The sequence below is a fragment of the Collinsella tanakaei YIT 12063 genome, assembly GCF_000225705.1.
Classification (GTDB): Bacteria; Actinomycetota; Coriobacteriia; order Coriobacteriales; family Coriobacteriaceae; genus Collinsella; species Collinsella tanakaei.
The window spans coordinates 222,887-237,845 of sequence record NZ_JH126470.1 but is presented as its reverse complement, the minus strand read 5'-3'; the positions used below and the strand labels follow the sequence as shown (position 1 = coordinate 237,845).

Sequence of the window (14,959 nt, the reverse complement as noted above, 5' to 3'; positions counted from 1 at the left end):
GTCCTATACCTCCTGAGACTCGATAAAATCGCGGTACCAGTAGTAGCTGTCCTTGGGAATGCGCTTATTTCCGTTCTCGTAATCGATGTACACAAGCCCATAGCGCTTCGCGTAGCCGTTGATCCAGCTGTAGAGATCCATCGTTGACCAGACAAAGTAACCGCGTACATCAACCCCTTCCTTCATAGCCTCCAGCATCCACTCGGCAAAGCCCTTTTGGAACTCGATGCGATACGGGTCATGCACCGTGCCGTCTTCCTCGAGAACGTCTTTGTAACCAATACCGTTTTCCGTAATGATGAAAAACGTTTCCGGGTAAAGCTCGCGCAAACGAATGAGAAGGTTGTACAGGGACTTTGGATATAGTTCCATATCCCAATCGTTGGTTGGCATCGAATCATCGCGGTCAATTTCGAACCAATTCTTGACAACGGCCTCCTGGCGGTCGCTCTTTTTGCCGGTATTGCTCGCCTTAAGGCAGGTCTCACCAGTTGTATAGGGCTTAACAAGATAACGCGCATATGCATTCACGCCAAGGTAGTCAACCGTGCCGGCGCGGAAGATATCATCGTCCCCGGGCAACGCGTAATCACGGTTGCACCCATCTGCCACGATCTTATCCACAAACTCTTGCGGCATCTTCCCCAGTACGCACGTGTCATTGACGCAGCGATTGTAGAAAAGCTCGGCGTTAACAGCGGCTTCCCTGTATTCATCGTTGTCGACGAGCGTCTCGATAGAATAGGAATCGCTTACAAGGCCGATGCTCCCCTGATAACCTCCTTCGCGAAATGCGCGGACCACCATCGCGCTACCAAGCAAGATGTGATACATGGCGCACCAACGACGACCGAGGTCTTGGACGTTAGGAGGATAGTTGCCCACGGCGTAGCAACATTGGGTCTCGTAATTGGGTTCGTTTACCGTCGCCCAATAGCGGACACGGTCGCCAAAGCGATCGAAGCAGACTTTCGCATATGCCTCAAATGCCTTGCAGGTTTCGCGGTTCTCCCAACCGCCCCGCTCAAACAGCGTTTGAGGCAGATCGTAGTGGTACAGGGTAACGAGCGGGGTCACGCCATGAGCCAGGCAGCAGTCGATCACACGGTTGTAGAACGCAACGCCCTCCTCGCTAACTGCGCCGATGCCATCGGGAATGACGCGCGACCAGGCAATTGAGAAGCGGTATGCGTTCTGGCCGCCAGCAGCCAGCATTTCTATATCTTCTTCGTAGCGATGATAATGATCGCAGGAGACATCCGCAGTCACGGGATTAACCACATTCTTCTCGCTATGGCAAAAGGCATCCCAATTTGAAAGCCCCTTCCCGCCTTCCTGCCACGCGCCCTCGCATTGGTAGGCGGCGGTGGCGCTTCCCCACATGAAATCAGTCTTCATGGCGCATCTCCTTATAGACGCTGATGAATTCACGTGCCATACGCCCAAGAAGGGCGGTCGTCATCAAATGGTCTTGAGCGTGCATGAGAAGAATACTGAAGGCGATGTCCTCCCCCGTCACCTCAGCTCGAAGTAAAGCGGTCTGCGCTTCATGCGCTTCGATGATCGCCTTATCGCCAAGTCCAAGCTTCTCGTTCGCCTCCTCGTAAGACCCGCTTTTCGCACAAGCGATGGCCTCATAGAAATGGGCTGAGGCTTCACCCGCATGCGCGACAAGCTGAAACGACATCGACTGAAGTTCTTCCTTGTTCATACCACTCCTTCCAAAGCGCAACGAACCCTGCATGGCCCAAGAATAGAAACCAGTTGCGGCCGTTTCCACTTTGGAGTTGCGGCATGCGCCGCAATATTAGATTTGAAGATTGATTTAATATTTAGCAGCATATTTGTATACGTCTATTCGTTTAGCCTTTAAACATGGAGGGGCATATGCAGCGATTAACCCGTCGACAGGCAACTTTGCTGCAACATATCGCCGCATCCGATTATCCCGTCACCGGCAAATCGCTCGCAGCCACGCTGGATTGCTCGGTTCGTACCATTCAATCCGAAGTTGCTCGGATCAATATCAATGAAAAAGTTATCCAAAGCACCAACCGCGGCTACATCGCTCCCTCTCGAGACGCGGTCTCCAAGCTTCTCGATGCACCCAATGAGGAGAGCGCTTCAACAGAATGGCTAATTTTGAAACTCATCTCAAAGAACGACGGCACCCTCGGCGTCGATGATATAGCCGAAAAACTCTACATGAGCTCTTCGTCGGTAGAGCGCGAAATCAAAAATGTGCGAAGAATAGTCGAGGCACACAGCCTAAAGCTAGTGCGCAAACAGGGATCCCTGAGCATCGAAGGCAACGAGCATGACAAGCGTTCTCTTATTGGATCCCTCGTCTCCCAAGAAGCCGTTAACTCCATGTCGAGATACGGCGGCCTTTCGGAGTACTTTGACGACATGGATATTAGCCGCGTACGCACCTGCACGCTGTCGGTAATTGAAAACCAAGGCCACCAGATTAAGCAAGGCTATGCCCAAAACCTCATTACCTCGATCGCCGTTGCCCTTTACCGCATGCGACACGGTCTGCACGTGCCAGACCCGGCATGCGAGCTATCCGATCGTGAGGCCGAGAGAAGTATCGCCAGCGAGCTATGCAGCATGTACGCGCGCCACCATGACGTCGCCCCAACACAAGGAGATATAGACTATCTGGCGACCCTTCTTATCGGTCAGGTTGAATCGCGAAAGCCCCATGACGACGCCCCCTCTCAAGGAAAATCCCTACAGGTTCTAGAAGGCGTCCGCTCGATTGTTGAAGACGTGTTTGGCTCGTATCAGCTTGAAATTGATTCAGAGCAAGCGCTGCGCAACTTCTCGGTCCACGTGCAAGCGCTTATCGAAAGGCGCGAGGAAGCCCAAATCAAAGACACCGATGCCCTAGAGAACATTAAGCTCAACTGCCCGTTTATCTACGAGCTTTCCGTACTTATCGCCTGGCGAATAAGCGAGATGTTTGGCGTGATAGTCTCCGATGGTGAAGTAGGGTTCATCTGCATCCACGTTGGCATGCTCCTGCTGTCCACCCTTGAAAATGATAAAGTCCGCATTCTCCTCGCATGCGATCATTATCAAGGGATATCACAACGAATTCGCGAAGCGCTTGATCGTCGATATCAAGACGTAGCGCTTCTAGCCGAAATCGACATAGAAGGGCTCCGTTCTATCGATTCGGAAGCAGACGTAATCATCACAACGAGGAAATCCCTTTGCAAATCCAGCGGCTCTGTATTGATTTCCCCATTCTTTACCGCAGACGACCAGGTCCGCGTTGAGCGCATCATTGACGCTGCGGTTCAGAACAGAAAAAACTCCCGCCAACGGGCTCTTCTTGAGCCGTTTTTCACAGACGGACTGTTCTTATCAACCGACGAACCGATGGAACGAGACAACCTCATCCGCAAAATGGGAACCCTGCTCCAACAAGAAGGCGTAGTAGACGATGAGTTCATTGACCTCGTTTTGAAGCGCGAAGAGCTTTCTTCAACATGCATGTTCGACCTGTTCGCCATCCCCCATTCAGTCGAAATGAACGCCAAGAGAACCATGGTGTGCGTGGCACTTTGCCATAAAGGAGTCGCATGGAACGGTCCTACAATCAAGTTGGCGCTGATGATAGCTGTTTGCCATGATGACCGCCGTCGATTCCTTGAAGTGTTCGACACAATCGTAAAAGCCTGCTCCGATCGGGAACGAAGTGACAGATTGTCTAAATCGACTTCGCTCCAGGAATTCTTGGACATACTAGTCAACGGCCCTACATCCGTCGAGCAGCCCTTTAGTTGGACGGCACCCAACAACATATTCTAATGCCGAAGGCAAGTTCGACCTGCGCCCGAACGATTGAGCCCCACCGCACGCTATACCAAGTGAATCCTGAACCAAACACTCAGCATCAGGATGGCGTTGGCTAGCAGATAGCACACAAGACAAAGCTAAGGCTCAAAAGAACAACGAATCCCGCTCTTTAATTGAAGCACAATCCATGCCCGGATAGATGAACACCGGTCACGCTCCGCTACCCTTTGCCAGACAAAAGATATATTCTCGATCCAAACAGACGCTGCAATAAATGACTCACCTTGAGGAGGCAATTCATGACACGCAGAAACTGGACTATCCAAGAGACGCGGGCGGCGTTTGCGCTCTACCTGCTTCTTGAACCCTCCCAGATTGATAAACGTAACTCGGATATCATAGCGCTAGCCAAAGCTCTAGACAGAACCCCCTCCGCTGTGGCTCTTAAGCTCTGGAACATTGCCGCCAACGATGCCAACCGCGTTGAATCTGGCCGCGTGGGCATGTCGCATGGTAGCAAACTCGACAAGGAAATCTGGATTGAGTACGACAGCAAAGGAGATGAGCTGGTTAGCGAATCACTCGACCTCCTCAACCAGGCAACCGCTGATCCCGACAAGAAGCTTGATTCCTTCCGACCCATCGAGCGCAACCTAGAATCGATTCCAGAGGGACAAGAGCGTATCGCCGCTGTAAGGCAGCGAGTCAACCAGCGGTATTTCCGCAATTCCCTTCTTAGCGCGTATCACAATAAATGCTGCATAACAGGCATTTCTATACCAAGACTATTGGTGGCTAGCCACATCAAGCCTTGGAATATCTGCAATCCAAAAACAGAACGCCTTGCCACCGACAACGGCTTGCTCTTAAACGCATTCCATGATCGCGCGTTCGACCAAGGGCTGATTACGATCGACCAACAGTATAAGATTCGCGTTTCCCATACCGTAAAGCACAAGCAAGATCCGCTCGATTGGCTATGGAGCTTCGACGGGGCAGAAATCGACCTACCTTCGGTTAAGAAACCAAAGAAGGAGTTCATCGAATATCACAACGATGTCATTTTTCTAAAGTAGGACCCCTTTCATCCACATACGACAGCTAGCCCTGCTGGAAATACCTCCCAGCAAGCGAATGCTTGATCTAGAACACTTCAACGTGATCTAATGATCAAAGCGAGAGCAGGGAGGTAGCATGTCGAACTACAGAATAGAAACCATCAACTTCGAAGATCTTGAAAACCAGATGACCATACCAACGTATCAACGTCCGTTGGTATGGTCCAAATCTCAAAAGGCTGCTTTCATCGACAACATAAGCAGGGGCTTTCCTTTTGGATCACTGCTTTTATATAAATACGATAATGCCGAGCAGTACTCTCTCATTGATGGACAACAGCGCTTTTCTACACTGCGAGAATATCAACGTCATCCAGAGGAGTACTTTCCCATTGAATCAAACTCAGCGAAGCAGATTGACTCCTTGATGGCGCTCTCCGGCGCAGCGCAGCAATCGGAAGACGCAAGAACCAAATTAAGGAATCAATTCATCTCCGCAATCAAAGAGATGCTGCACCTGCATGCCACCAAGAGGAATCTGCCCGGTTCATATCTAGCTCAACAAATCAAGGAAATCTACCCGGCATGCAGCGATGGCCATATGCTGGAGATTGTTGATATCCAAGTCGAGCTCATCACCGCTCTCGATAAGTATGTCAACCTGTCGACCCTCCAAATCCCCTGTGTGTTCTTCACGGGCGACAAATCGGAGCTGCCCGAGGTATTCGCCAACGTCAACCTTGGCGGAAGAAAGCTGACGAAATACCAGGTTTTCGCTGCCCAATGGAACCGCTATCAAGTCCAGCTGTCACCGGAACCTTATTCCGATGACATTCTTGAGCGCACTATTTCACGCTATGAAGCGCTCACAGAAGATCGCGACGGCCTTGAGATCGAAGACTTTAGCGCTGAGGAAATGAGACGCGAGCGCATTGTCACCCTTCCGGAATTCTGCCACGCATTGGGAGAGCTCGTTATCTCGCGATGCCGAGCATGCTGGCCGGATAAGGCCGCCGAGCAAGACGACACCGTAGACACCATTGGCTACAACACGCTTGCGATTGTATTTGGACTCCGCCCGCAGGAAATCGCCGGAAAGAAGGAAGGTCCCCAAGGACTTCCCGACGTCTTCGCAAATGCAGGCTTTGAGGATAGCCCCACTGCCACGGAGCACCTGGTAAAGTGCATGCTTGCCGAATACGATGAGATCAACGGACGCTTTGCCAAGTTCCTGAAAAAGCCAGGCAGCAAAGAGGCGTACGAAACCTCTAAATCTAGCGGCCAGCTGCAATTTCTCTCGTTTTTTGCAGCTCTTTGGTTCGCGCGATATGGAGCGATTCGCTCAACGGATTTTGAATCGCTGCCGGATTATAAGAAGAAGGGCTACAACGAAACAACCCGCAACCTCTTTAGGTGCTTTATCTTGGATATGCTCACCAATCAATGGAAGGGCTCGGGCGACTCCAGGCTTGGCAACTATATAGACGGGACGCTGTCGTATGCGACGAGCGCTGCCTTCTCCAGGGCAAAACTCGAAATTGCAACCCAGTCTTATCTGGATTCAATCGAAAACAACGAGTCGATCAATGTTGACCCCATCGCAAAGACCCTGCTGACCGTCCTTGCAAGCTGCAATCCTCAGGCATATTCCGAGAGCGCCTACGACATTGAGCATCTAATCTCACGCGAGACGCTCCGAAATAAGACGAGCGGACAGTACGCGTACAAAACGTACAAGCTCCCTGGCGGCAACCTCGGCAACATCGCTTACCTTTCTAGCGCCGAGAACAGGGCAAAGGGATCAACCACGCTCCCCGCATCCAAGGGAGAACTCTTTACCTTCAACGGAGAAAGGGAGTTTGTTTACAACGGCCAAGACCTGCGTGATGCCGACCTCGACCTTAAGAACGGCAATCCCGCAGCCGCTAAAAAGTTCTTGCATGAACGCGCGCAAATCATGCTGGATAAACTCGTTGAAATCCTCGCCAAAGATTAACCCGGGAGGCGAGCGAGCATGTCTATAGAAACGTATCAAGGCCTAACGCTATCGTATGAGCGAGCCACTTCACTTGTGCCCGACTCTTACTTGCCGGCGTATCAATGGTTTCTGAGCCACGAGGGAGAAGTTGGACCTCGTCCGTGGAAAGACCATGCCCCCAAAGATATGCCCATCACCCTTGTTGCGCAACGAGGGATACACAAACCGGGCGGGCAGGACTACGCGATTTCGATCACCATCGCGAACCCTACGATATACGGAGCGGATTCCGTCCACCTTCTTGATGACGGCACATGGATGATCCAATATTGCGAGCACCATCACAATACGGGACGAAAGCCCGGCTCGCCAAGGTACAACCAAGCTCTTATCAATTGCCTTGAGGACGGCGTGCCCGTAGGCGTTTTCTACAAGACCGGCAACGAGTACCAGTGCCTTGGCCTTGCGTTTCTTGAAAGCTACAACAACATGGCGGGCATCTTCACCCTTCATGGACCCGTTCACAAACTCGATAGCGGTGCCCTCTCCCCCATCTCCGCAAAAGAGATAGAAGATGCCCTTGAAAACGCAGCCAAGCTGCGCGCCGACGTGCTGTTTAACAGCAAAACGCTTGACCTTGACTACCTTGGTTCTTCCCATGAGGGGAAGCGCGACTTCACCTCGCTCAAGAGGGACCTTAAAAATGCCCACGGCGAAACGTTTAAAACGGATCTTATCGAGGCGTATAACGGCCAATGCGCGATTTCTGGCTACGATGCACTGCCCGCACTCAACGCGACATATCTCAGTTCCTATCTGGGCGCAGCAAGCAATACGCCGTCTGCTGGAATCCTGCTTAGGACGGACCTGGGCACACTGTACCAACAGTCGCTCATTTCGATTAGACCTGATACCTATGAGGTCATGGTGGGCGGCGCGCTGCGAAACACCGCCTACAACCACTTTGACAGGCGACGGATTTCTCTTCCCAGCAACGAGCAGCTCTGGCCATCCAAAGCCAGACTCGAAGCCCATCACAGCTCGTTTATGCAGCTGAACTGCTAACACGTGGGGCCAACTGCTACAAGAATGCGGTTGGCCCCATCTTCTTTGGCGTCTACTCCATGCGCTCGGCGATTACTCGTCCAATCATATGCGGAATGCCTACTACCAGTGCGTTGCCCATACAGAAGGCGCGCTGGATATCTGTCATGCCCACGTCCGTCCAGCCCTTGGGGAACCCTTGCAGCTGGTCCAACTCGTCCGGAACCAACCTGCGGCAGCGGCCGTCCCCCGCTTGCACAATATGTTTGCTCCGTGAGGCCGACCCCCCCCCTCACTTGTGAGGATGGTACGCGCCGGACAGTCAACCGGGTCCGGAAACGCCATCGATCCTTCCGTGTACTGATAGGTAAAGCCGGTCTTCTTGTCCACGCGGGGCTCGCTTTTGCCGCCCTTGAAGTAGCGCCAACGCTCCAGCTTATCCTCGTCCGTAATAAAGAAAGACTCGTCCACTTCCGCATCATCGACCAGCACGTCGCCAAGGGTTTTGTACGTCCCGTTGTACTCGACGTTTAGCCTGCCCGTCATGACCTTGCAGCCCTGCATAACGCCCGCCGTCTCAAAGCGGGAGCGCTTGGCGCCCATACCAAAAGACTCCGAGCACTCATAGGGGTCGGCGGGAATGGTGAAGCCCACGGGATCGACCTCTGGCTTTACGGGCAGCGCTTGGGCCATCACGCCGCGCGTCATACGGTCGGCGAGGTCCCACGCCTCATCCGTCTTTTCCGCGTAGATGTAGACGCGGCGACGCTTTTGGGGGAAACCGTAGTCCGCGGCGTTCACAACGCGCCACTCGACCGCGTAGCCCAGGGAGGCGAAGCAGGAAAGGATGATGGCGAAGTCCCTACCGCGCTGCGACGCGGGGCTTTTAAGCAGGCGGTCGACGTTTTCGAGCAGCACGTAACGCGGCGTGTTCTTAAGGCGCAAGAACCGGTAGATGTCCCACCAGAGCACACCCTTCTTGCCAACGATGCCGCTTGCCTGAGACAGCGGCTTTGCCACCGAGTAGTCCTGGCAGGGGAAGCCGCCGACCACCATGTCGACGTCCGGGATGTCTATGGTGCCCGCCTCGTAGGCGTCTAGCACCTTGTTGATGTCCTCATTGATGAGGGAATCCTCGCCAAAGCGCTCGCGATAGCACTTGGCGGCGAACTGGCGCGTTGGGGTTCCCGGTGGCTCCCATTGGTTGGCCCAGATGGTTTTGAAGGGACCTGCGGACGGCATGGCGAACTGCGGATGCGCGGGGTCGCTATAGCCCTCCAGACCCAGGCGGAAGCCTCCAACGCCGGCGAAAAGCTCGGCCACTCGAATGACGTTCTTTGTCACATAACTCCTATCAACTACAGAGGCGCTTGGCTGCGTGGGCGGGTTGCATGCGCCGGCGCCGTGCGCGGTAGCGACGCCTTGGGCCACGGTGGAGCCGTGGACCGCGCGGGTGCCGTTGGCCGTAAGGGTGCCGGACGCCCCTGAGATCGTTTCCCGCCTTACTCTATCGATCTCTTCGCCTATATATCGAGCATTGATCCAAAAACACTTTTTTGTTTCTGGCTTGCCCGCCGGCGTGGGTAGAACGTCTGCCTTGTTGCGCCCGTGGGGACGGACGTGGCAGCAGCGGTTCTCGCTGGATTTGACCGACCAGTCCGCGCGACCCATGGCGACGCGACGGCGCATCTCCTCATAACAACGCTGCGCTTCTAGTAAGTCTTTATCGGACATCTGCCAAAAGAGGACTTCCGAAAGCAGGTAGCGGCCGCGAGTTTCCTCGTCCTCTTTATAGATAACAAAGAGGTACTTGCTACGCAGGTACTCCCTAAAGTCGCTCTCCTCAAACGGGCGAGCCACCAGGTCGAAGTAATCAAACGTTGGGAAGGAGATCGACTCTTTGGGTACCCCGTCGCGCTTTAGGCGGATAGTCTTGGTCTTGATGCCAGCCTTCTCGAACTCAGCGATCTTGGCGTTCTGGTCCACGCCCAGAATATGCTTGGTGATGAGCGCGCACAGGTTCTTGGGTTTGCGGCGCCCATTATGGAGGTAGCCGCAGTGCTCGCCCAGCTCCTCTTCCGTAAGGCCAAAGTAGGGCTCAAAGCGAGAGCGGACAAGATGCTCAAGGTCGAGGTCGCCCTCCCCCTCTCGCCGCTCGATCGCCTTTGCGTCCAACATACTGTTGAAGATCGCCGTCATGTACGCAGGTTTGATGGCCCACGCGCGCGGCTTGGCGGGAATGGACGAGAACGGCTGCGGCCTGCGGACCTTACTGGACGCGGCCTTTGTCGCCGCCTCTAGATAGAACGTATCCGAGCCGGAAAGCTCATGCGCCTTGCCCTGACGGATCTTTTCGACCACGGTATTCCAGTCGCGGCGGAACACGGGCACGTCCTCTGGCGGAATGCCCCAAAGCTCTACCAGGTCGACAAAGAAGTCCACGGGGTTGAGGTCTTTATCGTATTCATAGGCGATGAGCAGGATCTTACTGAGCTTCTTTTGGACCGAGCTTGTCTCCCAGGTCTCGTCCACCACGCTCATATAGTTGATCATGCTGATGACCAAGCGCTCCTTGGCGGAGAGCTCGCCGTTCTTTTTACGACGAAGCGGCGTGGTCTTAAGCTCCGTTTCTACCTGGGCGAAATCCGGATCCGCAGAGCTGTTGATGTCATAGTGGAAGTAATGCTCTTCGATTGCGTTGCCAAACGAGCCCTTGCGGCGATGCGGGTCATCGATGGCGGCTAGATGGCACGCGGTGCGCAGCGTCTTGCCCTCGAGCTTTTTGGCGTAGCTGTAGATGGAGTCTAGGGAGCTGGCATCGTAGTAGTCCTGGGACCCGTCCATATCCCCTCCCATGAAAGAACGCGTGTTCGATCATGTCATTGTATCGATCGAACGTGTGTACGATCTTGCGATTGGAGGTATTACGGGAAGGATCCGATCTCATGAACGCAATGGGTCGGCCGACCATCGCCAATCTAGAGAGCGCTTCACAGATATTGCCGCTGCGACTGTAAAACTTATAAACAGTTATTATGTTTATAGTGCTATGATTACTCACGCTACCCGCTTTTAAGCAAACAGGCGTACATCGAGAACAAGAGACGAAGCGAGGATTAGATATGCGGATTTTAAAGATTGTTGCCAAGGGCTTGCCCCTATACCAGAACGGCATGCTAGAGCTTGATTTTTACGCTACCGACCGCGTTTCGAAAAACGAAGACGGCTTAACCCCCGACGTCACTCGCCTAGGAAACTCCGGCGCTATCTATTCGCAGAATGCTACGGGTATTGTTGGCGTTAACGCATCCGGAAAAACAACCACCCTGAATCTAATCGATTTCATTGTTTCATATCTCACGGACCTAAGCGTATCGAGGCACTTAGCACGAGAAATCAACCGTATAGGCAGGGTTGACGAGCGCCTAGAGCTCTCCGTGATCTTCTGGAATGACGGGGCGTTTTACCTGTTGGAATCGGCGCTACAATGCGAGAAAGATGATCTGAGCCGATCTGGATGCGTCCGCACCGACGACCTTGTATTTGCTGACGAGACCCTTTGGAAATACAACTCCGCAAGCTTGAAGCGTGATACTTTGAATGACCTGGCGGCATTTAAAGACAACGCAGCCGTGCTCATCCGTAGAAACGGCGATCACAAGCTCGACGCCACCGTGCTCACTGACGAGGAGCGGGCATTCCTTGGAGATCACGAGAGCATTGTCTTCCGCGTTACCGGCAAACGTGGCGGTACCGTATCTAGGCCGGAGCGCATTCTACCACGAGAAAGCCTTCCCTCCCCCGTTTTGCGCGCGTTTGATCCAAGCATAGAGTCTTTGTCTTACGATCCAGAGTTGCAGGTCTACCATCTTACTTTTCACGGCGAGAAGGAGCGCGTGGTGGGCCCCGACGCAATCCCCTCTTTCCTATCGCAGGGAACAATCATAGGAGCCGAGATGGTGCAGTTTGCGCTGCAGAGGCTTCGCGATGGCGGCTATATGATTATCGACGAGATTGACACGAGTTTGAACCGATCCCTTGTGGGAGTGGTAATAGGGCTCTTCACATCGCCCGTCACCAATCCGCGCGGCGCGCAGCTAGTCTTTACCACGCACGTTCCAGAAATACTTGATGAGCTGCACCGAAAAGATGCGGTATATGTGCTGCGCAGGGATGAGAATTACAACACGGAGGCGGTAAAATACTCTGCCGAAATCAAGAGGATAGAAAACAAGAAGTCCGCAGCCATTCTAAGAAACGCCGTTCGCGGCTCCCTGCCTAACTATCCCGATGTTCAGGCAATGCGACTCTATGTAAGGGAGCAGCTGAATGGATAGAGACCGGTGTCGCGACATACTGAAAGACCACTTTGTCCTTTTCTCTGTGGAGGGAACCGCTGAGGCCGCAATTATCAATTCCCTGATTGAGAACGATGCGCTCATTGTCCCTCATGACCATCTGGTTTCCGACTACACCGACGCAACGCGTTACTACACCAGGACCAGAAAAGCTAAAGACATAGTCGACCGGTACTTCAATGTGAACTACCGGTCTGCCACAGCCAATGGACTTGCCATTGCAAGAATAGTGGATACTTCTTCTGGCAAATTCGTTCTACCAAAAAGCCTGAAGGACGAGGCAGAGGTACTGAGCTTCTACACGAAACCAGAAATCGAGATGCTCGTCATTCACCGAGAAGGCGCATTTCGCGAATGGGAACGGGCAAGTAGGAAAGACCGCTCGCTAAGGCCAAACGTGTTCTGCAAAAGCACGCTAGGGATTAAAGATGTAAAGGAGGACAGATTCCTATCAGATTATTGGAGCGACTGTGGCAAGCTCATACATGCAATCAAGGTTTACTCCGAAACGGCACATCGAGATCGCGATGAACTCATGCTCGTAGACTTGCTCAAATAGATATTCCTCTCAACGCATTGTCCTCGTCCTCGTCCTCGCCCTCGTCCTCGTCCAAAAACGCATGAAAAAACGGATCCGAAGCGTTAATGCTCCGGATCCGTTTTCATGTAGCTGAAAGCGCTATATGCAAGCGACGCGAGCCAGACTTGCAGGCGCAGGCGCGTGGGCGGAAGGCTTAGTAGCGCTTGCCGCCAAAGCCGCCGCGGTTGCCACGGTCGTTGCCGCGTCCACCAAAGCCACGGTCATCGCGACGGGGACCACGGTCGAAGTCGCGGCGCGGACCGCGATCGTCACGGCCGCCAAAGCCGCCACGGCCACCACGATCGAAATCACGACGGGGACCGCGATCGTCACGACGCGGACCACGGTCATCGCGGCCACCGAAGCCACCGCGACCGCCACGGTCGCCACCGCGGTCGAAGTCGCGACGCGGGCCACGGTCATCGCGACGGGGACCACGGTCATCACGGCCGCCAAAGCCGCCGCGGCCACCACGGTCGCCACCGCGGCCGCCAAAGCCGCCGCGGCCGCCGCGATCGTCATCATTGTCCAGACCCATAGCGGTCAGGGGGTCGATGACCTTGCTCAGCAGGGCGAGCAGCTGCTCGGTCTCCTCGTCGTCAAGGCTGGGAACCAGCTTGTCCTGCTTCTTGGCGAGCACGCCGACGCGGGCGACGGCGTCCTCACCGGTGTAGACAACAACCTTGCGCATATCGGGCTCGTCAGCGGGCTCGACGCGGGCCACGATGTCGGCAGCCTCGGCCTCGGCCAGCAGGGCGTCCAGCTCGCGCAGGCGCATGCCCAGCAGGTCGGCCATCTCCTTCTGCTCCATCTTGGGCTTGAGCTCCAGGAGCTTGAGGGCGCGCTTGAGGTCCTCCATGCGGGCGGCGCGGGCCTCAGCCTCGCGACCCATCACGGCGCGACGGGCGCGCAGCAGGCGGGCGGCGCGGTTGGTCTTATCAAACAGCTCGTCGTCGGAGTTGTCATCCTCGACCTCGGCGGTCTCCTCGACAACCTCGGCGGCCTCGTCCTCGACGACGGTCTCGGTCTCGTTCTCGTTCTCGGCGGCAACCTGCTCGCCGGCGGACTCCTCCACTGCCTCGACAGCGGTCTCAACGGTCTCGATGGTCTCTACGTTCTCGTCCATGGTCTCTACAGTCTCGTTGATCTCAGACATGTTTCCTCCTGCGCTTCCGCGCGTGTTGGGCGGCCTTCCCATTGCGTTCAAAAATACGTTGCACCCGCGCGTCATGCGGGCTGCGATTGGCCCCGGCGCGTTTACCCGGGCTGCTCTCATACGTTGCTCTGATGTACTCTGATTGGCCGCTATTGAATGAACGGGCACGGCATTCTCCTCGCCGCGCCAGCTTGGGCCTTTCGGCCGTTCATTAGTGTATGCGCCGCGCGGGACATTCCGGTGAAGAACCTGTGGCTCCACAGCGTATACAGGAACGCGCGGCGGACGCGCTGAAGATAGCGACGAGGTCGGCGCACCCATGCGGGCGGCTATATCCGCCGTCGCAGAGGCCACGGCGGTATCCTGCGCCATGGCGAGAAGGTACCAAAGCGCGTTTTTGCCAATGCCGGCAATCGCCGTCTCTACAGCCGCGCGCTCGTACTCGCCCATAGCACGGTCAATACCTGCCCGGACATCCTCGCTGGTCGCAATAAGCTCGCCACGCTTCATAGCCACGGTGCGCCAGATGTTATAGCCAACGAGCTGAACCAGGTATGCGTAGCCCGCTGTGGCCTCAGCGGCGCGCTCGAGTTCCTCATCCCCTATCTCAAGGCCGCCCTTGCGCATTGTTTTGCCAAGTGAATCTGCTACGGCATCGATGGGAATGGACGAGAGCTCTTCAAAGCTGGACGGCGATGGCGACTCGCGTGATATCCTCCCGCTCGGCGTTTTGCACTTCATCGACGGTTACCAGCGGGCCTTTTCCCTTTTTAGTGAGAGGGGTTGCCTGAGCATCGAGCGCTTCGCGAATATCGAACTCCTCGAAATTGTCTTTTTTCTTGATTGAAGCGCGGGCCAGTTATGCGCATAAGTCTGCCGGGGGCTCCAACGCCCGCCAGGAGAGACTCCTCAAAGTCATAAAGAACATCTTCGCGTCCAATAAGCGCCGGCGGCTCGACCCCGGCGGACGGCGTA

Annotated in this window: 12 protein-coding genes; 7 read left to right on the top strand and 5 right to left on the bottom strand. The window is 54.7% G+C overall.

Annotation, left to right across the window (positions count from 1 at the left end; all coding sequences use genetic code 11):
• Nucleotides 1-3: 3 nt before the first annotated feature.
• Nucleotides 4-1,398: a glycoside hydrolase family 1 protein gene (locus HMPREF9452_RS07690; protein ID WP_009141571.1), complete on the bottom strand. Its 1,395-nt coding sequence runs from the start codon at nucleotides 1,396-1,398 to the stop codon at nucleotides 4-6.
• Entirely contained in the window at nucleotides 1,388-1,711 is a 324-nt protein-coding gene (locus HMPREF9452_RS07685; protein ID WP_009141570.1) for a PTS lactose/cellobiose transporter subunit IIA, read from the bottom strand. The genes HMPREF9452_RS07690 and HMPREF9452_RS07685 overlap by 11 nt, the downstream gene beginning before the upstream one ends.
• A 176-nt stretch (nucleotides 1,712-1,887) precedes the next feature.
• Between HMPREF9452_RS07685 and HMPREF9452_RS07680 the strand changes: the two genes are divergently transcribed.
• From HMPREF9452_RS07680 to HMPREF9452_RS07665, 4 genes are all read left to right on the top strand, one after another.
• Entirely contained in the window at nucleotides 1,888-3,822 is a 1,935-nt protein-coding gene (locus HMPREF9452_RS07680) for a BglG family transcription antiterminator (RefSeq protein ID WP_009141569.1), read from the top strand.
• A gap of 287 nt (nucleotides 3,823-4,109) precedes the next feature.
• Nucleotides 4,110-4,886 carry an HNH endonuclease gene (locus HMPREF9452_RS07675; protein ID WP_009141568.1) on the top strand — a complete coding sequence of 259 codons (777 nt, stop codon included), beginning with the start codon at nucleotides 4,110-4,112 and terminating at the stop codon, nucleotides 4,884-4,886.
• Between the two features lie 118 nt (nucleotides 4,887-5,004).
• Entirely contained in the window at nucleotides 5,005-6,864 is a 1,860-nt protein-coding gene (locus HMPREF9452_RS07670) for a DUF262 domain-containing protein (RefSeq protein WP_009141567.1), read from the top strand.
• A gap of 168 nt (nucleotides 6,865-7,032) precedes the next feature.
• A complete protein-coding gene (locus HMPREF9452_RS07665) occupies nucleotides 7,033-7,911 on the top strand; it encodes a hypothetical protein (protein WP_040362643.1) in 879 nt (292 codons plus the stop codon).
• Nucleotides 7,912-7,963: 52 nt separating this feature from the next.
• Here the strand turns inward: HMPREF9452_RS07665 and HMPREF9452_RS12000 are convergent, their stop codons facing one another.
• Nucleotides 7,964-8,104: a hypothetical protein gene (locus HMPREF9452_RS12000; protein ID WP_232205038.1), complete on the bottom strand. Its 141-nt coding sequence runs from the start codon at nucleotides 8,102-8,104 to the stop codon at nucleotides 7,964-7,966.
• Nucleotides 8,056-10,734: a Sau3AI family type II restriction endonuclease gene (locus HMPREF9452_RS11995; RefSeq protein ID WP_009141565.1), complete on the bottom strand. Its 2,679-nt coding sequence runs from the start codon at nucleotides 10,732-10,734 to the stop codon at nucleotides 8,056-8,058. The genes HMPREF9452_RS12000 and HMPREF9452_RS11995 overlap by 49 nt, the downstream gene beginning before the upstream one ends.
• A gap of 329 nt (nucleotides 10,735-11,063) precedes the next feature.
• On the opposite strand from HMPREF9452_RS11995, the gene HMPREF9452_RS07655 reads away from it, so the two are divergent.
• Both HMPREF9452_RS07655 and HMPREF9452_RS07650 read left to right on the top strand, forming a co-directional pair.
• Nucleotides 11,064-12,227 (top strand): AAA family ATPase, encoded by a 1,164-nt coding sequence (locus tag HMPREF9452_RS07655; protein ID WP_187116508.1) that lies wholly within the window; start codon nucleotides 11,064-11,066, stop codon nucleotides 12,225-12,227.
• Complete coding sequence (locus HMPREF9452_RS07650) at nucleotides 12,220-12,807, top strand: hypothetical protein (RefSeq protein WP_009141563.1); 588 nt, start codon at nucleotides 12,220-12,222, stop codon at nucleotides 12,805-12,807. The genes HMPREF9452_RS07655 and HMPREF9452_RS07650 overlap by 8 nt, the downstream gene beginning before the upstream one ends.
• Before the next feature lie 175 nt (nucleotides 12,808-12,982).
• On the opposite strand, the gene HMPREF9452_RS07645 is transcribed toward HMPREF9452_RS07650, so the two are convergent.
• Entirely contained in the window at nucleotides 12,983-13,984 is a 1,002-nt protein-coding gene (locus HMPREF9452_RS07645; RefSeq protein WP_040362710.1) for a hypothetical protein, read from the bottom strand.
• Nucleotides 13,985-14,648: 664 nt separating this feature from the next.
• Between HMPREF9452_RS07645 and HMPREF9452_RS07640 the strand changes: the two genes are divergently transcribed.
• Nucleotides 14,649-14,831, top strand: coding sequence for a hypothetical protein (locus tag HMPREF9452_RS07640; protein WP_040362641.1), 183 nt, complete (start codon nucleotides 14,649-14,651; stop codon nucleotides 14,829-14,831).
• Nucleotides 14,832-14,959 lie beyond the last annotated feature (128 nt).